Below are 19185 nucleotides of genomic sequence, written 5' to 3' on the forward strand. Positions count from 1 at the left end.
TGCTTAATGCTCGTTTCCAGCGGCCTTCGGCAGGCCCCACAGACCTTCCGCTACCTGCGCTAACGGGTCGGCCATCAGCCCGGAAACAAAGCAACTGCGGTAGAGCACCACATTGCGGTGATGCTGCAGTTGCTCCAGCACGGCGGGACTTTGCTGATCGGGCAGATCAAGGTTGACTAGCACCAGGTCAAAGGGTTTGCCCGGATAACCGAGCAGGCTCAACAGCTCCTGCACCGTGCCGCTCACCGCAACGCCGAAACAGCCGGCCTGATTGAGAAATCTCTCCACGGTGAAACGACGGTGAGGGTCGGAGTCGGCGATCAGGATGCGCATCTGTTTAGCGTGCATGGGCGTGACTCGGTGGCGGGCTGTGCGGCCAGTGTCAGCAACCCCTCCCGCCAGCAGAACCCCCTGGTTCCGACTGGCCTGTCGGAGCTTACGCCTCGATGCTGCGCAAACTGCTGATGACCAACGACAACTGATCCACCAGCGCATTCAGCTGCACGCTGATCTGCGCTGCGGCCAGGCCCTGCTGGCAGCTCAACTGCAAGGCTTCGGCTGCACTCTGTACACCTGTGGCGCCGATGTTTCCGGCGGTCCCTTTGAGGGTATGGGCCAAACGAATCATCGCCACCGTATCGCCCGCTTCCTGCCGCGCCGCGAACTCGGCCTCGAAGGCTTCAGCTTGGGTACGGAACATGCCGAGCATTTTCGTGTAGAGCTGCAGATTGCTCATACACACCGCCATGCCAGCATCGACATCGATACCCGGTAAAGGCGGCAAGGCGGCAGGCTCGTTGCTGGGGGCCAGCGCTTCGATTGGCGTGGTAGCGCGGCCGAGTGGCTGAATCCATTTGCCGAGGATGGTGAACATGCTGGCGACGTTCAGCGGCTTGCTGATGTAGTCATCCATGCCAGCCGCCAGGGCCTTTTCCCGGTCGCCCTTCATGGCGCTGGCGGTCATGGCGATCACCGGAATCGCGTGGGTCGACGGGTTGGCCCGGATGCGCTGGGTGGCGGTGTAACCATCCATCACCGGCATCTGGCAATCCATCAGGACGCACGCGAACGCCTGGTCCTGTTCCAGCGTGTCCAAGGCCAACTGACCGTTAGCCACTGCCACCACCTGCAGCTCGGCCTGGGCCAGCAGCGCTATGGCCAGTTCCTGGTTCATCTCGTTGTCTTCCACCAGCAGAATACGATTGCCCGCTAGCCGTTCGCGCAGGTCGGCGGAGAGTTGGTACGTGTTGGAGATGGCCACCGGTAAATCGGCCGACGCGCCCAACACTGTGGTCAGAGTGGCTCGCAGCGAGGCCGCTGTTACCGGCTTGGCGATTACTGCATCAAAGGTCACCGCCTGCTGCTGCACGGTACGCCGGGCATCTTCAACACCGGCGGCGGTAACCATGATGATCTTGGCCTGACGGTGGTGCTCGCGCTGACGGATCAGTTCGACACAGTCCACCCCATCCATGATCGGCATCTGCCAATCCATCAGCACCAAGTCGTAATGGCTGCCGCCGTGCTCCAACTGATCCACCGCGATTAGCGCATCGATACCATTGGCCGCCTCATCGACCTGCAGGCCCATCGCCCGGCCCATGGTCACGAGAATCTCCCGGGCGCTGGCATTGTCATCAACCACCAATAAGCGCAAGTGCTGCAGCTCTGCTGCCGGCATCGCCGCCGGTCGCGGCGCGTCGACATTCAGGCAGTCGACCTTGACCTCGAAATGAAAGATCGAGCCCGAACCGAATTGCGACTCCACCCAAACCTGGCCGCCCATCAGCTCGACCAATTGTTTGGAAATCACCAGGCCCAAGCCACTTCCGCCATAGCGGCGGGTGGTAGAGGAGTCGGCCTGGGTGAAGCTATTGAACAGCTTGGCTTTGTGCTCGTCGGTCAAGCCGATGCCGGTGTCCTTGACCCAAAAATGTAAGGTCAAGCCGTTGCCCTCGACAATAACCGGCTCGACGCCGACCACCACCTCGCCCCGCTCGGTGAACTTCACCGCGTTGTTCCCCAGGTTGATCAACACCTGTGCAAGCCGCAGGCGGTCGCCCACCAAGCCATGGGGAATACCGGGATGGATGTCGAACAGGAGCTCCAGCTTTTTCTGAGTGGCACGTAGGCTGATGGCGTTAGAAAGATCGTCGAAAACATCCTCCAGATTAAACTCCGCGTGCTCGATATCCATCTTGGCCGATTCGAGTTTGCTGAAATCGAGGATGTCGTTGATCACATCCAGCAGCGAATTGGCTGCCTGGTGCACCTTGACGATGTAGTTGCGCTGGGCCGGCGGTAATTCGCCCTGCAAGGCCAGCGACGACATGCCCAGAATCGCGTTCATGGGCGTGCGAATTTCGTGACTCATGTTGGCGAGGAACTCGCTTTTGATCTTGGTGGCGTCCTCTGCCGCCGTCATCGCGTTGAGCACTTGGCGTTCAGCCACCTTGCGCGCGGTAATGTCGATCAGCCACCCCAGCGCGCCGACCTCGCCATGGAAATCGACACGCAGCAAGTTGACCAGCATGTCGCGGGCCTGGTGGTTGCAGTCATACATCTGGGTTTCGTACTGTTCGACTATGCCTTCGTCGCGCAGCCGGTCGCGAATCTTGTCTCGCTCACCGCGATGGACATACAGGCGCGGCAACGAGCTGCCTACCATCACATCGAAGGTCTTGGCGAACAGCGGGTTAGCGAATTGCACAACACCTTGCGAACCGGGCCGCAAATTGTCGGAAAGGATGCACACAGCGACTGGCGCGTTATCCAGTACCAGCTGCATGCGTTGCCGCTGCCGAACGATCTCTTCCGCATCGATTTCACGCTGCCGTTGATCCGCGAGCCGGCGCAAGGCAAACCACAACAGCAACGCGCACAGCGCCGCCGTCGCCAGCCCGACCCACGCTCCCTTCTGCACCGCGGCCACCGGTTCCAAGGCGCTGATGAACACCAACCGCCACTTGCCGCCAGGGTCATTCCAGTCGACGGTGGTCGATGACACGGCGTAGCGCTGGTCGTCAATGCGCACCGTGGACCGATTCGGGTTGAACGGTAGACTGCGCACTTGGGTTGGATCATCAAAGTAGCTACCAAACTGCCGGCTGCGGGCGATGGCCTGAATCTGACGCGGAGTTTTCGGCTCATCGGTGTGCAGGCTCCACCCGCGTTGACCGGCGCTGAATACCACGCCCTGTGGCGAAATCAGCATGCCGGTGCGCTGCGCATTGTTGACCACGAACTGGCCGAGCTCGTCGGCTTCGTAGCGGGCCACCAGCGCACCAATCACCTCCTCCCCCTCGGCCTGCAGAAAGACCGGCGCCGCCACGTAATACACCATTCGCCCGGTTACCGAGCTGATGCCACCGTAGACGCTAGGCGCCCGGCGCATGGCCTGCTGAAAATAAGGGCGATAACTGACGTCGAGGCCGATGGGCGAAAGGTTTTCGTTGTTCCACTCACTCTTGATCGTGCCCTTGCCGTCCACCACGAACACCAGACTGGCCCCTACCCGCTTGGCGATCACGCGCAGGGCCGGCTGGGCAATGTTGAACTGTCGGGCATTGCCGATATCGGTCTCCAGAGAGGCGGCGCGGACCATGGCATTCAACGTACCCGCCAACTGCAAGGCACCCATGGCTTTGCCATTAAGAGTGAACCCTTCGAGGTTCGACGCGTGTTCCTGAATGAGTGCCTGCTCACCATCGCGAAAATGCCGTTCGAGCATATGGCGATAGGCTTCGCTTGCAATAAATCCGACTGCGCAAGAAAAAAGTAGGGCGGTTATCAGAACCGGCACACGATGCAACACCATCCAGTTGGCAACTTTCTTCACAGATTAAAACTCTTGATTGAGGCGTTCGTAGAGGTAGCCCCCATTAGCCGGTGCTAACTGTGTGACGACCTCCCAACAATAATGCTGTGCAGCGTAGACGAAGTTTCGACGGGGAGATGCCAGACAAGCGCGCAGAACTCCGCTCGAAAAGACTGCGACCTCGGTGGTTGCTAAGGACTAACTCAGTGCACGACTAACTCGCGGCCACGCAGCGAACGCGCAGGGTGATTGGAAGAACAGGAACACCCAACCCGACAAAACGCCGTTTCTGTTAAAAATCCACGCTCATAAGATTTTCCCTACAACGCACGAAGAATGTGTCTACATAAAAAAAATAGGGCCACTGGGATATTTCCTCCGCTTATCTTTGCGTAGGAACACGATGATGACCAGCCCCACTATCCTTATCTACGAAGATCATTTCCTCTCCCAACATCTTTTGGCGGCGTCGCTCAAGTCCTTGGGCTTTCAGAACGTATTAATCGCCAATTCCCATGCAGACGCGATAGAACGGGTCAAAACCGAAAAAGAAATCACCGTTCTGATCTGCACAGTCACCAGCGCCGATATGCGCGAATTGAACTTTCTACGTGAGGCCAGAGAATGCGGAAATATCGATTCGCTGCTGCTGATCAGCGACGCCAGCCCTGACATTCGCGTAGCCCTCGCTCAGTTGGCCCGCCATGCCGGCTATACGCTTCTCGGCATCCTGCGTCGGCCCTATTCCAAAGCAGACTTGCACACAGCAATCGCCGGCTATCGCTCCAAGCGCGCATTAGGCCCGTCGATGCCGCTGTTCGAAATGCCTTCGGCCGACGACATTGGCCGCGCCGCCTGCAACGGCGAATTCGTGCCGTATTACCAACCAAAACTCGACCTCTGCACCCTGGAAGTGGTCGGCGCGGAACTACTAATGCGCTGGCAGCACCCAGAGCTGGGCCTGCTTGGCCCAGCCGCATTTATCGAAGTCGCGAAACACTTCAATCATCTGGATACGATGACGTTTTCCGTCCTCGAGCAGGCGCTGAACTTCATTGGCACGCAACAACTTGGCGATAGATTCAAGTTGTCAGTAAATATCGATGCGGCGCAGTTGAAAGATCTCTCCTTGCACAAACGAATTAGAAATTTACTGGCTGCGCAAAAATTCCGCCCCGCCAATTTGGTTATTGAGATTACTGAAACCGGTTTTCTGGAATTCCCCGAAGCGTGTCTGGAGAACCTCATTCACCTGCGCATGCTGGGCTGCGAGGTATCCATTGATGATTTCGGCACAGGGCTGTCGTCGCTACAGCGCGTTTGCGAGTTGCCTTGTACAGAAATAAAGCTGGATATGAGTTTCACCAAAGCCTTGTTAAAAAATAACCGCAGCGTTGCTGCCGTGGAACACATGGTTAAGTTCAGCAATGACATTGGCGTGCAACTGGTTGCCGAGGGCATTGAAACCGAAGAACAGCTCAACATGCTGCAAAAACTCAAATGCCCTATTGGCCAAGGCTATTTATTTTCCGCCCCGGTTTGCGGCGAAAAATTGATGCGGTGGATGGCGGAACGAAAAACCGGGCGCCTGTTGAAAACCAACTAACCCCGTTCGCCGTTTGAATAAATAGCTCCACCCACGTCCAAATACCTGAGTCAGTATAATGGCTGTTATCTCCGCAAAACACTTGATGGACATCCTTCTCCCATCACTGCGCCGCTTTCGGCCATGGGGCATATCCCATGCGCTGGCGCTGATCGTGTGCGCGCTCGGCAGCATGGGAGCGGGATCAACACGGGCGGCAGATTTGCTCATCCTTTCGCCCACCATTACCGCCGCCTCACTATCGCCGCCCGTTGAGGCCGAGCAACTGGCCTGGTTAAAAAACAAAAAGACATTGACTGTGGGTGTCAGCAGAGAAAACTTCGAGCCGTACGAAATAATTCAAGGCCAAAACCTTAAGGGGATCGTCGCAGACTATATCCATTTAATCAGTGCCAGCCTGCAACTTGAGCCTCGGGTACTGGTTTTCCCGGACGACTTCTCTGCGTTGGAAGCGTTGAAACGTGGCGAAGTCGATGTATTGGGTAAGGGAATAATAAGCAGTACCGCGAATGAGGTAACGTTATCGGTGCCCTATATATCAAACACACCAATCATCGTGGGTCGCGGCACCGAACTGGGGTTTTCGAAAATAAAGGTACAAGGCAGTATTGCCTTGGCCGGCGATTTCACCCCTATAGAGCAAGTTTCCGGTCAATACCCGAATGCAACAACGGTGCAACACGACTCCGTATTGGAAGCCCTGCATGCCGTTGAGTATGAACGCCAGCGTTGGTTTGTTGGGGACCCCATCGTCACAGGTTTCTACCTGAGTCAGGGAGAGCTCTCCCATTTACGCGCCTACCCGCTAAAAAACTGGAATGAAAACGGCTATGGCTTTTTATTTCGCGCTGACGAGATAAAACTTCGCACACTCTTTAACCAAGTGATTGGGCGCGTCGCAGCCTTTCAAAATCAGCAAATAGAGGAGTATTGGTCTGCCAATATCCACTCCAAAAAGCCAGCAAACACCGTATTCACCGAGCGTGAACAAGCTTGGTTGGCGACCCACACTGATATCAGGATAGCCATCAATGGCTCATTGCCGCCTTACAGTTTTTTTGATGAAACAGGCGAAGTGCGCGGCGTAGTGATTGATGTACTGGCGCAAATTAGCCAAAACACAGGGCTAAACTTCACCATTGTCGACTCGCCAAACCTGGCCGGACTGGAAAAAAGTCTGCGTAACAATGAAGCCGATATGGCTGCCACCATATTGCCGAATCAAGAGCGTGAACAATACCTGCGGTTTACCGAACCTTATCTGCTTAGCAGCTTTGCGCTGGTGATCGATAAAAATTCCAGGGTCGATAATTTTGCGGATCTACGTAACAAGAAAGTAGCCATTCAACGCAGCAATTTCGTCGCCGAGAAAATCGCTCGAGCTGACCCAAGTATTCAATTAGTGAGAAAAAACTCTCAGCTGGACAGTTTGGTGGCAGTCGCCAATGGTGAAGCAGACGCCGCAATTACCTTATTGCCGACTGCTACCTACCTCATACGGCAGTACTTTTCCGAGGACTTGAAAGTTTCAACCTCACTGCCCGACTTCCAGGCCAACCTGCCCTTCGCCATCAGGATCGAGCAAACCCTGATGTACGACGTGATGGTCAAAGCCATCGATCAGCTTGGCCCGAACTACATAAATGGCCTGATGAACAGTTGGAAAGCAGCTGCCCCTGCCAAAGCCAGCGTGTGGAAGGAGTACATCAGCTCGTTCCGCATCCTCAGCATTTTCGCCGCCCTAAGCTCGCTGCTGTTCATCAGCCTGATCCTTTATCTTTTCATCAAACGCAAACATATGCAGCTCGAAGCCAAGCGTTTCGAGTTTCGTAGCACGCTGCTGGACAGCATCCCAATGGCGATTTCGGTGCGCGACCTCGACGGCCGATTCGTGTTTTGCAATCAGGTGTTTTATGCGCAGCTCAGAATCACGCCCGATGATGTGATCGGCAAACGCACCTCCGAATTTCTTCTGTTTGATCGACAACAAGCTGAAGAGCACCAGCGCCAGTACTTCCGAGTGCTAGAGGGTGGCATTGCCGACCAGCGCCAATTGGATGCCACGGTAAATGGCGTGCACCTGACGTTCCGTCAGTGGGATCGGCCGTACACCGATAAGAACGGCAATATCGCCGGTTTGATTTCTGGCTACGCTGACATGACCTCCAACGTATTGCTGCTACAGCAGTTGCGGGATGCACATGATCGTGCGGTCCAGGCCAGTGATGCGAAAAGCCGGTTCCTGGCCGTGATGAGCCATGAGATTCGCACTCCACTCAACGCGATCATAGGCCTGCTGGAGCTGACTATTCAACGGATGGACTGCGGACACGCTTGGGATCGCGACGACCTGGAAGTGGCTTACGGCTCCTCCAAGTCATTGATCGAGTTGATCGACGACATTCTCGATCTGGCCAAAATCGAATCAGGGAACGTTACGTTAATGGCCCATCGCTGCAACTTGTCCGAAATCGTCCGCTCGGTTAACCGAATTTTCAGCGGCGTAGCCAGGCAAAAAGGCTTGTACCTGCGCCTGGAAGAGCACATTGAAGAAAACCTGGATATCGCGCTGGACGCTGGTCGGTTGAAGCAAGTGCTCTCCAACCTACTCAGTAATGCCATTAAGTTCACCGACGCGGGGGGTGTGGTGATCGACGTCAATACCGCCCGTACAGGCGACGACGTCCGACTGCATATTGAAATTTCCGACAGCGGAATTGGCATCTCCGGGGAGGATCAAGCACAACTGTTCAAGCCTTTCACTCAAGCCAAGGTGAAGCACAGTCGCGGCGGCACTGGCTTGGGCTTGGTCATCTGCCGCCAGCTGGTGGAAATGATGGGCGGCACCCTGGAGCTACACAGCGCGCCAGGTGAAGGCACTCGTATCAGCATCGATTTGCTCGCCCCTGCATTGGCACCCGCGCCTGCCGCTCGCCCTCAAACTCCCGAGATCACTCACTCCATGAATCGAAAACTGAAGGTGTTGTTGGTCGATGACCACCCGGCCAACCGGCTGTTGCTTGGCCAGCAACTGCAGTTCCTAGGCCATAGCGTTGAGGAAGCAGAAGACGGCTTGCAAGCCCTGGCCTTGCTCAAGCAGCAGCCTGTCGACTTGGTGATCACCGATTGCAGCATGCCGGTCATGGATGGCTACGAACTGACGCGGGAATGGCGTGCCCATGAAGCACAAACGCACCTGCCGCCTTGCTGGATTATGGGTTTTACCGCCAATGCGCAAGAGGAAGAACGTACACGCTGTATCGATGCCGGAATGGATGGTTGCTTGTTCAAACCCGTCAGTCTGGCAGAACTGCAAACCTGCCTGAACAACCTCCAACCTCGTGCATCCGCGGAACAACGAAATTACCGCATGGATAAACCCGAACACGCACTGCTTATTGATAAGGACAGCATCAATGGCCTGACCAATGGCAACGAAAAGCTCATCACCATGCTATTGACCCAGTTACACACCAGCAACGAACTGGATCTGCAACAACTGAACAACAAAGTCGAGGAACAGCAATGGCAGGAACTGTCGTTGTTGGCACATCGATTAAAAGGTGTCGCCCGCCTGATCAATTGCAAGCCGCTGATTAACGCCACACAAGCCTACGAGGAGGCATTCAACACACCTACATCCGAACTCCACATGAAATCCCTGGCAATCGATATCTGTAACACCCTGGAGAAACTCCAAGTTGCACTTTCTGAACAGCTGAATATCACCAAAACCTCTACCAACTCTTAACAAAACGGAAAATCCCATGGGAAAAGTACTAATTGTCGATGACCATCCCGTCATACGACTGGCGGTCAAACTGTTGCTCGAGCGCGAAGGGCATACATTAGTTGGCGAAACCGACAACGGTGTCGATGCCCTGTCGATCATCAGAGAAAGCCGCCCGGACTTGGTAATTCTGGATATTGGCATCCCCAAAATAGATGGCTTGGAGGTACTGGCGCGGATCAGCACACTCAAGCCTCGCCCGCGGGTGCTTATCTTGACCTCACAACCGGCCGATCTGCTCGCGTTCCGCTGCATGAAAGCCGGAGCGGCAGGTTTTATCACCAAAGGCGACAATCTTGAGGAGCTGCAACGCGCTGTGTGGGCAGCCCTGTCGGGATACAGTTTCTTCCCGACCGACATCCTCAGCACCGTTAACCCGACCATCTCCAACAGCAGTGAGCACGCCATGCTCAACAGTCTGTCCGATCGGGAAATAATGGTCCTGCAAATGTTGGCTCAAGGGAAATCCAATAAAGAAATCGGCGACTCTCTGCTACTTAGCAATAAGACCATCAGCACTTATAAAACCCGTCTGCAACTAAAACTCAACGCTTTTAACCTTGTCGCTCTGGTGGATTTCGCGAAACGCAACGGCCTAGGTTGACGAAAGAAAAATAATTCACCGGAGCTAAACATTACGTTCTGTCCGTTCAGAACGATCCTGCATCAAGAATCCTGAAGCTCCTCCTAACATTGGCCTCATTTCGAGTGGGCTGAACTTTTGAGGAGCGCAGGAAGCGCATGTGTAAAATCCTGATAGCCAGTGATCGTGAAACAAGCAGGGATCGACTTAAAAGTGTGTGCATAGCCCGTGGCTATTCTATTTGCGCCGAGACCGGCCAGCCTGAACAGGCCTTGATATTGAGTGAACTGCATCTACCTGACATCGTGATCTTCAATTTTCGCTGCGCCCTTCGCACGCAAATATTAATCGTGGCGCAGATAGCGCAAATCGGCCGATCCGTAAAAGTGCTGGTCTACTCAACACTCGGCCCTTCCCGCTCCACCCAAGCCTATATTCGCGCCGGGGCGTCAGGCTTTCTCTCGGAAGATGACAACGACAAGTTGACCACCGTTCTGCAGGGGATGGCGGCCGGTTTCACTATGGTGCCGATCAATGCACTCAAACAGCCAAGAGTAAAGTTGGCTCATCGTGATTCCAGCACGTTTATCGACCGTCAGCGCCCGTTACTTATTCCGTTGGCAGCACCGTCGCCCCCAGGAAAAACACCTCCCCAAGACTGACCCTACCGCTAAACGTATGGCCTGCCATTGATCCGCTTTGTCGAACCCTGCCGCGCTCGGCGGGCCCAATGTAAGTAGCGACTATTGCAAAGGAGACATGGCATGAACGAATCCACGCTCATGGCGCTCTGCCTGTCAGCACTGCTGGGTTTCAGCAGCGCAACACTGGCTGCAAGCAGCGTCGACAGCACGGGGCCCAGCCCGGATAGCAGCGGCCCGACCAACCCCACGCCACCAACCTTGCCCACCCCTGGAACCGGAGTGGACAACGGTACCGGCACAGGTATCGACGGCCCCGACAGCGCCCCCGCACCCGGCACCGACGGCACGGGCCGCGAAGAGGCGCCCGGTGGCTCTAGCTCTGGATCAGGCAGCAAAACCCCGGACACCAAGGCCGACCAGCCCGCTGGCGGCAGCTAGCACCACTAGGGTCAGCGACGCCGTCCTGGCCCTGCTTTTATCGCCCGTCCATCCGACACCCTAGCGCCACACAGGTGACAGCCACCTCTGCTGCTACGCTGGTTCAGCCAGCCATTCGACGGCCGCCAGCCAATCGCGACGAACTTTTTTAGAACCCAATGCATCAGACCTATAACTTCAATCGAGGCGCCAAAGAGCGCCTTTTCATCCGCATGCGCCACTGACCAGCCCGCGGGGCCAGCCCTGACAACGGCGCTGCTAGAGGGACCCCGATGAACAGCAGCCTGCTTGAGCGTTATCTTTCTGTACGGCGTTACAGCGAATCACTGATTTCCCCTCTAAGCGACGAAGACATGGTGGTGCAATCCATGTCCGACGCCAGCCCCGCGAAGTGGCATGTAGCCCATACCACCTGGTTCTTTGAGACCTTTCTGCTGGTACCACACCTGCCTGGCTACCAAACGTTCGACCCCACCTTCGCCTACCTCTTCAACTCCTATTACGAAGCCTTGGGCCCCCGCCACCCGAGACCGCAACGTGGCCTGCTGAGCCGCCCGCCGCTGGCCAGAATTCGCGACTACCGCCGCCATGTCGACGAGCATATGCAAGGGTTACTCAACAGCCCCGCCGCCGCCAACCTGAGCGACCTGATCGACCTCGGGCTGGCCCACGAAGAGCAGCACCAGGAACTGCTGCTGATGGACATTCTCCATCTGTTCAGCCTGTCGCCACTCAAGCCTGCCTACGCCGCGAACTGGCGCGAGCCCTCGGGCGATCGCCCCGGCCACTACCAACTGATGGCCGGCGGCATGGTGGAACTTGGCCATATCGGCGAAGAATTTTCCTTCGATAATGAAAACCCGCGACATGCCACCTGGCTGCAACCCTTCGAGATCAGCGATCGCCTGGTCAGCAACGGCGAATGGCTGGCGTTCATGGCCGATGGTGGCTATCAGCGCGCCGAGCTGTGGCTGTCCGAAGGGTGGAATAAAGTCCAGGAGGACGGGTGGCAAGCTCCGTTGTACTGGCAACCACAAGGCCAGAGCTGGCAGCAAATGAGCCTCGCCGGCCTGCGCGGCATCGACGCCGCTGCCCCGGTGATGCACATCAGCTATTACGAAGCCTGCGCCTACGCCACCTGGGCCAATGCGCGCCTGCCCACCGAAACCGAATGGGAAATCGCCGCCCGTTCAGGTCTGCTCGAGCAAATCGAAGACAGCGCCTGGCAATGGACCCAAAGCGCCTACGCCCCTTACCCAGGCTTTCACCCCGCCGCCAGCGCCGTCGGTGAGTACAACGGCAAGTTCATGGTCAGCCAACTGGTGTTGCGTGGCGGTGCTTGCGTCACACCCCGCGGCCACTCGCGGCTCAGCTACCGCAATTTTTTCTACCCCGGCCAACGCTGGATGTTTTCCGGCCTGCGCCTGGCGCGAGACCTCGCCTCACAACAGACCGGCGAAGACGAAAGTGTGGCGCGCTACAGCAGCGCCTTCAGCCAGGACGTACGCAATGGCTTAGGCAAACCGGAGAAAAGTCTCGCCCCCAAGTACTTCTACGACGCGGCCGGCTCGGAACTGTTCGAAGCTATCTGCCGCACCCGCGAGTACTACCCCACCCGCGCCGAAACCGCGCTGCTGAAAGACATCGCCAACGAGCTGTCCACCTGCATTCCGGACGGCGCGGCCCTGATCGAATTCGGCAGCGGCGCCAGCATCAAAACCCGGCTTCTGCTGGAAGCTTCGCCGCAACTCGACGTCTATATCCCACTGGACATCAGCGAATCGGCCCTGCGCAAAGCCACCGTGCAACTGCAAAAAGACTACCCCGCGCTCTGGGTAGCGCCGGAAGTGGGCGACTTCTGCCACCTCGGCGACCTGCCTAATGCCGCACGCACCCGCCTCCGCGTCGCATTTTTCCCCGGTTCCACCCTGGGCAACTTCTGCCAACAAGACTCTGTCGACTTCCTGCGTGCAGTGAGGACGTTTCTCGGCACCGATGCGCGCCTGATCGTCGGCCTGGACATGCTCAAAGACATCGCCACCCTGGAAGCGGCCTACGACGATGCCGACGGCATCACCGCCCAATTCAACAAAAACCTGCTGACCCGCATCAACCGCGAACTGGGCGGCACCTTCAACATCGAACAATTCCTCCACGTCGCTGAATGGAACCCCGAACAGAGCTGCATGGAGATGTTCCTGGTCAGCACTCAGGAGCAAGACGTGGAAGCTGCCGGGCAGTCATTCCACTTCAGCGAAGGTGAACGCCTGCATACCGAATGCTCGCACAAGTACACACCCGACTCGGTCCGGCGCCTGGCGGAACAAGCGGGCTGGACAGTCGAACGCCAATGGCTGAGCCCGGCGCCGCAGGTGGGGATATTTGTGTTGCATGGGTGAGGTGGGAAGCGAGCCAGCGGACTAAATGTGGTACGGACCCCGGCTCGCCTTACATCGGCTTCTGCTTGGCGGCGCGGTCAGCGATGAGGCTTCGCCGTACCGCCGCCATGGCCCAGCACAACAGGTAGAGCCCTGCGCTTAACGCCGACCACTTCAGAACACTGCGGACAACATGAGCGCGTCGTAAACCGGAAAGCTCAGCCAACTGCCTATCTCGCTCTGCCGTCGCTTTGGCAATCCGCGCATCGACATCTTTTTGCGTTCTTGGCCGATCATCAACCACCTTGGCGCTGCCATTGCGCTTCGCCAGGTAGCGCTCTACTTCTAAGGAAGCGATGGTTAGTCCCGACACACTGATCGCGTATTGATGATCCGCCCACGACCGATCCGGATAGGTTTCAACGGTAATCCGAGCGGCAAGGCACCCGAACAGAATCGAGACCAGTAACCAGAGCCATTGCCATCCGTGGAGTTTTATTTTTCGCCAGTCCATTTACCCCCCTTCACAACCCTGGTTAGCTGAGATCGCTAACTACCTCTACAAGGGCGTATTTGGCTTAGTCGCTGTAACAAAAATCCCTGACACCAAGAGTGCAAAGCTGGCAAGAGCAACAAGCAATGCTGACTTTTCGCGGTCCAGGATGAAGCCAAGTGCAAGCGAAACAAATAAACCAGCTATAGCCACTTTAAAGAGCCAGCTGCCAACTCTGAGTTTGCGGTGCAAGTCACTGTGCCAGCGAATGGAGACTCCACACGATTCACACGGAACGGCTGGGAAACCACCCAGAAAGCTAGAGGTTGCCCTTACAGAAACCGTTAAGAAGGGCCTCACCAACTGTCCCAGGAATAACGTATTCGTATTCAACGGAGGACTCTCGCTCGCTGAAGCTTGCTACCACTTCACCCTTTCCGTCTTTGAGTGAATACGCCGTCATAGAGAGAGTCGCACTCATACGTTCTTGGCAGTCAAACTTGTTTAGGTCGACCTGGGAGAGAAATTTCTTTCCGCCTGTAATCTGAGCCTCAGGTAGGTCGGTTCGAGTCCATGCCGTGACGAAACCCCCTACTCTTTTAACTGAGGCTTTGTCATATGAGTAGACGCTGCCATCGCTCTCGAACAACCTTTCCCAATCGGCGGCATGTGCAATATTAGCTCCCGTCAGGCCCAGAGCCGTAATCGCAATGACGAGTGAATGCCCGCGCAGCCATTCATAGAGCTTCATCAAAACCTCCTTGTCGTTAGTAGAAGAATTGAACCTACTTGCAGGGGTACACCTGATTAAAGGCTGTAGTGACGAGTGCTGTCTCATCAAGATTCAAGAAGCTTGGGTTCTCTTTCATCCACTTGGCAACGATCCTCACACCTTGGGTGATAGACGCGCCATCGGGTGCACATGATCTCATTTCAGGGGGTAGCATAGGCCCCAACTGGCCCACTGCCTGTACCAGACCTGCGCAGTGCCCACCTTTAAATGCTTGCGTGGTAGTGGGAGTCTGCCCGTCATCTACAGCGTTTATAAATGCTTGGCACCCAGGTAGCAGGCTGTTGCCATCGGCCAATGCAAATGCTGAGCAGAGGCAAAGCGCGAGTCCTAGAAGGTGGCGAAACTTCATGCAGAATCCTTTCTACTGGAGAGAATCGAGACTGGTTAGTCGGCTACTACCGAGCGGGATAGCGAGTTGGCGTCTTCCGCACTCATGAACAGAAAGAATGTGGAAAAACCCATAAGCACCACTGCCGCAAAAACGACGTTTAAAACCCAACTCACCATAGTGCCGAAGAAGGCACCAATTCCCCAAAGCACTCCCAAATAACTCCCCACTGCTACTGCCCCCATCACCGTTCCTAGGAAAGTGAAAGAGAGCAACGCCAATAGAATTGAAACGAAGAGCCCTAGCCCGGCAACGACCTTACGCCGCAGAATTTTGGAGTGCACAACGACACAGCAAAGGAGGTATGGAGACGTCAGAACCATCACCACCACCTTGATTGGGTAACGACTTGCGGTTTTAAGCAGCCCGGTAAGGGTCGCCCCGCTTCCCTTCGAATTGTTGACGACGCTTTCTAAAACCTTCGCCACAACCAAGCTTAACCCCGCCATACACATCTCCATTTTTATCGTTTTGGTACGTACGTAAGCATGATTACACGCTTCCGAAGGATGGCCAATAGACACCATACTGGCTCGAAGCCACACGCGAGGACCTGCACGACGGTATTAGCTTTCTGCCAAAAGGCATCGTTACCCATAGCGCCAATTCGGGGCCATATAGAGGAGCGATAGAGGAACTAGGCAGGATAGTTTTCGGGACAGTTTTTTACGTACAAATACTACGTACAACCCAAAATGCAAAACGCCCGTAACTCGTTGAAGTTACAGGCGTTTTTATATATGGCGGTGAAGGAGAGATTCGAACTCTCGATACGATTTCTCGTATACACACTTTCCAGGCGTGCTCCTTAAGCCACTCGGACACTTCACCGTGTCTCGACGACGGGTTAGGTCTGTCGAGGCGCGCTAATCTAGCCGAAGCTTCTCTTAAAGGCAAAAGATTTTTTAACAGATTCATGTGCTTAAGCGAAAATTTTGCGCGCCGGTAGCAGTCGCCCGAATGCGCGTCGCAGGGCCTGGGGCGCGACTGGTCGGTCAGCCTTAGCGCTTTACCTACACTCTGGGGCTCGGTAACGTCTGCCCACCTTTATGTACTGCCCGAGCAAGGATTTGTGCCATGAGCGACCTGATCAGCTACCAATTAGATGACGGCATTGCCACCCTGACGCTGAGCAATGGCAAGGTGAATGCCATTTCTCCGGATGTGATCGCGGCGTTCAACGCAGCGTTGGACCGTGCCGAGCAGGACCGTGCGGTGGTGATCATCACCGGCCAGCCGGGCATTCTGTCGGGCGGTTATGATTTGAAAGTGATGACCTCCGGCCCGGAAAACGCGATCAATCTGGTGGCGGCCGGTTCCACTCTGGCGCGCCGTATGTTGTCGCACCCCTTCCCGATCATCGTCGCCTGTGGCGGTCATGCGGTGGCCAAGGGTGCGTTCATTCTGTTGTCGGCGGACTACCGCATCGGCGTCGAAGGCCCGTTCAGCATCGGCCTCAACGAAGTGCAGATCGGCATGACCATGCACCACGTCGGCATCGAGTTGGCCCGTGATCGTCTGCGTAAATCAGCGTTCCACCGCTCGGTTATCAATGGAGAGATGTTCAATCCGCAAACGGCGGTAGACGCGGGTTTCCTCGATACCGTGGTCGCCCCGGAGCAGTTGCTGCCAACCGCCATCGCTGCGGCTCAGCAGTTGAAGAAGATCAATATGAAGGCGCACAAGAACACCAAGCTGAAGGTGCGCAAGGCGCTGCTGGAAACCCTCGACTGGGCTATCGAGGAAGACAAGAAGCACGCTGTTTAAGCATTACCGCGACTCAGAGCCCGGCCCCCGCGCCGGGCTTTTTTATGCCTGTAAGCCGCTCGCCGCTTGGCTTGCAGCCTGTAACAAAACTCCCTCCGAACGGCGATTGCCGAAAATAGTGCACATCCGTACACTGCGCGACCTCATCCAAAACGGGCGTCCCAATGCTTTTCCTTCTGCGCATGTTGTTTATGGGCCTGCATTTTATTCTGGCAGGCGTGCTGGGCATTTTGATCGGCCTGTGCCGCCCGTTTAATCCGGATAACAGCCGCCTGTGCGCCCGCCTTTATTCATGGCCAGCGCTGTGGATTCTGCGGTTGAAGCTGAAGACGCAAACCGAAGGCTTGCGCGATCACTCGTCTTCCTGCGTGATCGTGGCCAACCACCAGTCCAATTACGACCTGTTCGTGCTCGGCGCCGTGGTGCCCAAGCGCACCGTGAGCATCGGCAAGAAAAGCCTCAAGTGGGTGCCGTTCTTCGGCCAGCTGTACTGGCTGGCGGGCAATGTGCTGATTGACCGTGGCAACGCGGTGAAAGCCAAGCGCGCCATGCTGACCACCACCGACACCCTGCAGCACAAAGACACCTCGATCTGGGTGTTCGCCGAAGGCACGCGCAATCTGGGCAAGGGTCTGCTGCCGTTCAAGAAGGGCGCGTTCCAGATGGCTATCGCCGCCGGTGTGCCGATTGTGCCGGTGTGTGTCAGCACCTACAGCACACAGATGCAGCTCAACCGCTGGAACAGTGGCGACATCAGCATCCGTTCCCTGCCGGCGATTTCCACCCAGGGCATGACGGCTGATGACATCCCCGCGCTGATGGAAAAATGCCACGCGCAGATGCAGGCGACCATCGCCGAGCTGGACCGCGAAATCGCCGCCGCGCAGCTCAGCCTGAGCAAGCCGGCACCCGCGGTCAGCTGACCTCCCCCCGAATAAAGAAAGCCCGGCAGCGCTGCCGGGCTTTTTTTATGCCTTCACATCGGCGGCGGCACCACCACGTACTGCAGGCGGGTGCCTACGTACTGCGGCTGATACCAGGTGCTGCCGCACTGCTGGTACGTGAGGCCATTGACCAGCACCGGCACACAATTGGCCGGCACGCTGTTGACCACCGCACCTATCACCAGCGCCGTGGTGGTACCGACAACCACCCCGGCCACCACCGGGTCGTACCAGCCGTCGTGGTAGTGGTACGGCGGCGGTGGAGGTGGCGGAGGCATGGGCCGCGGGGGTGGAGGCGGCGGCATCGGGCCGGGGCCAGGCGGATAGGGTTTTGGCCCAGGACCTGGGCCTGGCTCCGGACGAGGCTCAGGGGGTCGTGGTGGCGGTTCCGGCCGTGGCGGCACTGGGCGCTGCACGCCACCGCCGCCCTCACCCGGGCGCATGCCCATGTTGTGCGGCTGGAACACTTGCGTGCGCGCCCCGCCCCGCGCCTGCCAGGCTTGCGCCAATGGGCTCAGCGCCATCAGCAGGGCCAGGGCGGCGCAGCTGGCTGGTTTTACCTTGCGCATGCTGACCTCCTTCATGGCTGCGCCGCTGGGCTGGATTCGGTTTGACGCGGCACCAGGCTGACGGGCTGCGCATTGGACGGCGGGATAAAGCTGAAGGTGGCCGCATCGAACGTCGGCTGCAGGTTCCACTGCAAGCGCACACGGTGTTGTGGACGGGCTTCGTCGCTGAGGTCAGTGATCAGTACCTGGCAGGGCAAAGGCTGGTCGCCCACCCGCAGCCACAGCTGCCAATCGACGCCCTCCTGGCGGTAGGCGTAGTGCGTACAGGTTTGCTCGCCAAGCTGTTCGTCGCCGATATACAGCGCCGATTTCACCTCATCCAGCGGCGCCTGTTCGGTGCCCCAGTAGAACAGGTCGGCCAGTGGCAGCTGAATGCCGAAGTTGTCCTGTAGCTGAGTGAGCAAGTCGGCGACGCTGGCGGGTGCAGGCAACTTGCTGTAAGCGTTGTGCTGGGAGCCGTAGAGCACAAAGTGCTTACCGTCGTAGTACAGGCTTTTGCTGTGCTGGTGATCGTCGACGGTGATCTGCAGCTTGTTCGGCAGCTCGGCTTTAAGCCGCGTGCGGTGGGCGAACTGCAGGGTCTGGCCGGTATCTAGCACCTGGTCGGTGGTGCTCTGGGCGTCGATCTCGAAACGTTTGATCGCGCGCAACTGACTACCCATGGTCTGCAGGGCCGTCAGCGCCCTGGCATCGCGCTCGTAAACCACCGGCGCCTCGGCCGGCGCGTCCTCTGCGCCAACCGTCGTAGCGGCCAGCGTGCCCAGTAAAACCAGCGCGGTCAGTAATCGTGGTGCAACCATGCTTTACCCTCCCGTGGCGCTGCGGTTTTCCCGTCTGAGCATAGCCGCCCTGGCTGCGCCGTCAGCTAATTTGCCGGCCGATGGATCGCACCGCGCTATGCGCTTGTCTCACCCTGCAACGGCGTCTTGCAGTAGGCTTGCGCCAGGCGCCCAGCGCCACTCGAAACCGGAGCGT

General features: G+C 57.1%; 16 protein-coding genes and 1 tRNA gene. 8 read left to right on the forward strand and 9 right to left on the reverse strand.

The annotated features are described in order from the left end of the window. Positions 1-3 precede the first annotated feature (3 nt). Positions 4-348: a response regulator gene (locus C8K61_RS20585; protein WP_158272529.1), complete on the reverse strand. Its 345-nt coding sequence runs from the start codon at positions 346-348 to the stop codon at positions 4-6. Positions 349-436: 88 nt separating this feature from the next. Beyond that, positions 437-3730 (reverse strand): response regulator, encoded by a 3294-nt coding sequence (locus tag C8K61_RS20590; protein WP_158272530.1) that lies wholly within the window; start codon positions 3728-3730, stop codon positions 437-439. Positions 3731-4223: 493 nt separating this feature from the next. On the opposite strand from C8K61_RS20590, the gene C8K61_RS20595 reads away from it, so the two are divergent. The 6 genes from C8K61_RS20595 to egtB all read left to right on the forward strand — a co-directional run bounded on the left by C8K61_RS20595 (position 4224) and on the right by egtB (position 13277). Further along, positions 4224-5423 (forward strand): EAL domain-containing protein, encoded by a 1200-nt coding sequence (locus tag C8K61_RS20595; RefSeq protein WP_158272531.1) that lies wholly within the window; start codon positions 4224-4226, stop codon positions 5421-5423. A gap of 58 nt (positions 5424-5481) precedes the next feature. Continuing rightward, positions 5482-9174 (forward strand): ATP-binding protein, encoded by a 3693-nt coding sequence (locus tag C8K61_RS20600; protein WP_108098166.1) that lies wholly within the window; start codon positions 5482-5484, stop codon positions 9172-9174. Positions 9175-9190: 16 nt separating this feature from the next. Further along, positions 9191-9817 carry a response regulator transcription factor gene (locus tag C8K61_RS20605; RefSeq protein WP_108098167.1) on the forward strand — a complete coding sequence of 209 codons (627 nt, stop codon included), beginning with the start codon at positions 9191-9193 and terminating at the stop codon, positions 9815-9817. Positions 9818-9954: 137 nt separating this feature from the next. Next, positions 9955-10458, forward strand: coding sequence for a response regulator (locus C8K61_RS20610; protein ID WP_108098168.1), 504 nt, complete (start codon positions 9955-9957; stop codon positions 10456-10458). A gap of 102 nt (positions 10459-10560) precedes the next feature. Continuing rightward, the gene (locus C8K61_RS20615) at positions 10561-10878 is read left to right on the forward strand and encodes a hypothetical protein (protein ID WP_108098169.1); all 318 of its coding nucleotides are present in this window, start codon (positions 10561-10563) and stop codon (positions 10876-10878) included. A 272-nt stretch (positions 10879-11150) separates the two neighbouring features. After that, on the forward strand, positions 11151-13277 hold the full coding sequence (egtB, locus tag C8K61_RS20620; protein WP_108098170.1) for an ergothioneine biosynthesis protein EgtB: 2127 nt from the start codon (positions 11151-11153) through the stop codon (positions 13275-13277). 49 nt (positions 13278-13326) lie between these two features. On the opposite strand, the gene C8K61_RS20625 is transcribed toward egtB, so the two are convergent. The 5 genes from C8K61_RS20625 to C8K61_RS20645 form a co-directional block, all read right to left on the reverse strand. After that, positions 13327-13770, reverse strand: coding sequence for a hypothetical protein (locus C8K61_RS20625; RefSeq protein WP_108098171.1), 444 nt, complete (start codon positions 13768-13770; stop codon positions 13327-13329). 298 nt (positions 13771-14068) lie between these two features. Next, the gene (locus C8K61_RS20630; protein WP_108098172.1) at positions 14069-14500 is read right to left on the reverse strand and encodes a surface-adhesin E family protein; all 432 of its coding nucleotides are present in this window, start codon (positions 14498-14500) and stop codon (positions 14069-14071) included. 34 nt (positions 14501-14534) lie between these two features. Beyond that, on the reverse strand, positions 14535-14891 hold the full coding sequence (locus C8K61_RS27330; RefSeq protein ID WP_108098173.1) for a Rap1a/Tai family immunity protein: 357 nt from the start codon (positions 14889-14891) through the stop codon (positions 14535-14537). A 35-nt stretch (positions 14892-14926) separates the two neighbouring features. After that, a complete protein-coding gene (locus C8K61_RS20640; RefSeq protein ID WP_108098174.1) occupies positions 14927-15379 on the reverse strand; it encodes a hypothetical protein in 453 nt (150 codons plus the stop codon). Between the two features lie 292 nt (positions 15380-15671). Beyond that, positions 15672-15761: transfer RNA gene (locus tag C8K61_RS20645), tRNA-Ser, on the reverse strand. A 246-nt stretch (positions 15762-16007) separates the two neighbouring features. Between C8K61_RS20645 and C8K61_RS20650 the strand changes: the two genes are divergently transcribed. Further along, positions 16008-16697, forward strand: coding sequence for a crotonase/enoyl-CoA hydratase family protein (locus C8K61_RS20650; RefSeq protein ID WP_108098175.1), 690 nt, complete (start codon positions 16008-16010; stop codon positions 16695-16697). A 164-nt stretch (positions 16698-16861) separates the two neighbouring features. Then, entirely contained in the window at positions 16862-17620 is a 759-nt protein-coding gene (locus C8K61_RS20655) for a 1-acylglycerol-3-phosphate O-acyltransferase (protein WP_108098176.1), read from the forward strand. 53 nt (positions 17621-17673) lie between these two features. Here C8K61_RS20655 and C8K61_RS20660 read toward each other — a convergent pair whose 3' ends face one another. Next, positions 17674-18210, reverse strand: coding sequence for a hypothetical protein (locus C8K61_RS20660; RefSeq protein ID WP_108098177.1), 537 nt, complete (start codon positions 18208-18210; stop codon positions 17674-17676). Positions 18211-18221: 11 nt separating this feature from the next. Then, positions 18222-19010, reverse strand: a complete 789-nt coding sequence (locus C8K61_RS20665; protein ID WP_108098178.1) for a DUF2092 domain-containing protein — start codon at positions 19008-19010, stop codon at positions 18222-18224. Positions 19011-19185 lie beyond the last annotated feature (175 nt).

It is taken from the genome of Pseudomonas sp. GV071 (genome assembly GCF_003050835.1).
Lineage (GTDB): Bacteria > Pseudomonadota > Gammaproteobacteria > Pseudomonadales > Pseudomonadaceae > Aquipseudomonas.

Bases quoted from the DNA above. Each gene is read 5' to 3' on its own strand.
- C8K61_RS20630 (WP_108098172.1), bottom strand. From the start codon at position 14,500: ATGAAGCTCTATGAATGGCTGCGCGGGCATTCACTCGTCATTGCGATT.
- C8K61_RS20655 (WP_108098176.1), top strand. From the start codon at position 16,862: ATGCTTTTCCTTCTGCGCATGTTGTTTATGGGCCTGCATTTTATTCTG.
- C8K61_RS20665 (WP_108098178.1), bottom strand. From the start codon at position 19,010: ATGGTTGCACCACGATTACTGACCGCGCTGGTTTTACTGGGCACGCTG.
- C8K61_RS20610 (WP_108098168.1), top strand. From the start codon at position 9,955: ATGTGTAAAATCCTGATAGCCAGTGATCGTGAAACAAGCAGGGATCGA.
- C8K61_RS27330 (WP_108098173.1), bottom strand. From the start codon at position 14,891: ATGAAGTTTCGCCACCTTCTAGGACTCGCGCTTTGCCTCTGCTCAGCA.
- C8K61_RS20660 (WP_108098177.1), bottom strand. From the start codon at position 18,210: ATGCGCAAGGTAAAACCAGCCAGCTGCGCCGCCCTGGCCCTGCTGATG.
- C8K61_RS20600 (WP_108098166.1), top strand. From the start codon at position 5,482: ATGGCTGTTATCTCCGCAAAACACTTGATGGACATCCTTCTCCCATCA.
- C8K61_RS20615 (WP_108098169.1), top strand. From the start codon at position 10,561: ATGAACGAATCCACGCTCATGGCGCTCTGCCTGTCAGCACTGCTGGGT.
- C8K61_RS20625 (WP_108098171.1), bottom strand. From the start codon at position 13,770: ATGGACTGGCGAAAAATAAAACTCCACGGATGGCAATGGCTCTGGTTA.
- C8K61_RS20590 (WP_158272530.1), bottom strand. From the start codon at position 3,730: ATGCTCGAACGGCATTTTCGCGATGGTGAGCAGGCACTCATTCAGGAA.
- egtB (WP_108098170.1), top strand. From the start codon at position 11,151: ATGAACAGCAGCCTGCTTGAGCGTTATCTTTCTGTACGGCGTTACAGC.
- C8K61_RS20650 (WP_108098175.1), top strand. From the start codon at position 16,008: ATGAGCGACCTGATCAGCTACCAATTAGATGACGGCATTGCCACCCTG.
- C8K61_RS20585 (WP_158272529.1), bottom strand. From the start codon at position 348: ATGCACGCTAAACAGATGCGCATCCTGATCGCCGACTCCGACCCTCAC.
- C8K61_RS20595 (WP_158272531.1), top strand. From the start codon at position 4,224: ATGACCAGCCCCACTATCCTTATCTACGAAGATCATTTCCTCTCCCAA.
- C8K61_RS20640 (WP_108098174.1), bottom strand. From the start codon at position 15,379: ATGGCGGGGTTAAGCTTGGTTGTGGCGAAGGTTTTAGAAAGCGTCGTC.
- C8K61_RS20605 (WP_108098167.1), top strand. From the start codon at position 9,191: ATGGGAAAAGTACTAATTGTCGATGACCATCCCGTCATACGACTGGCG.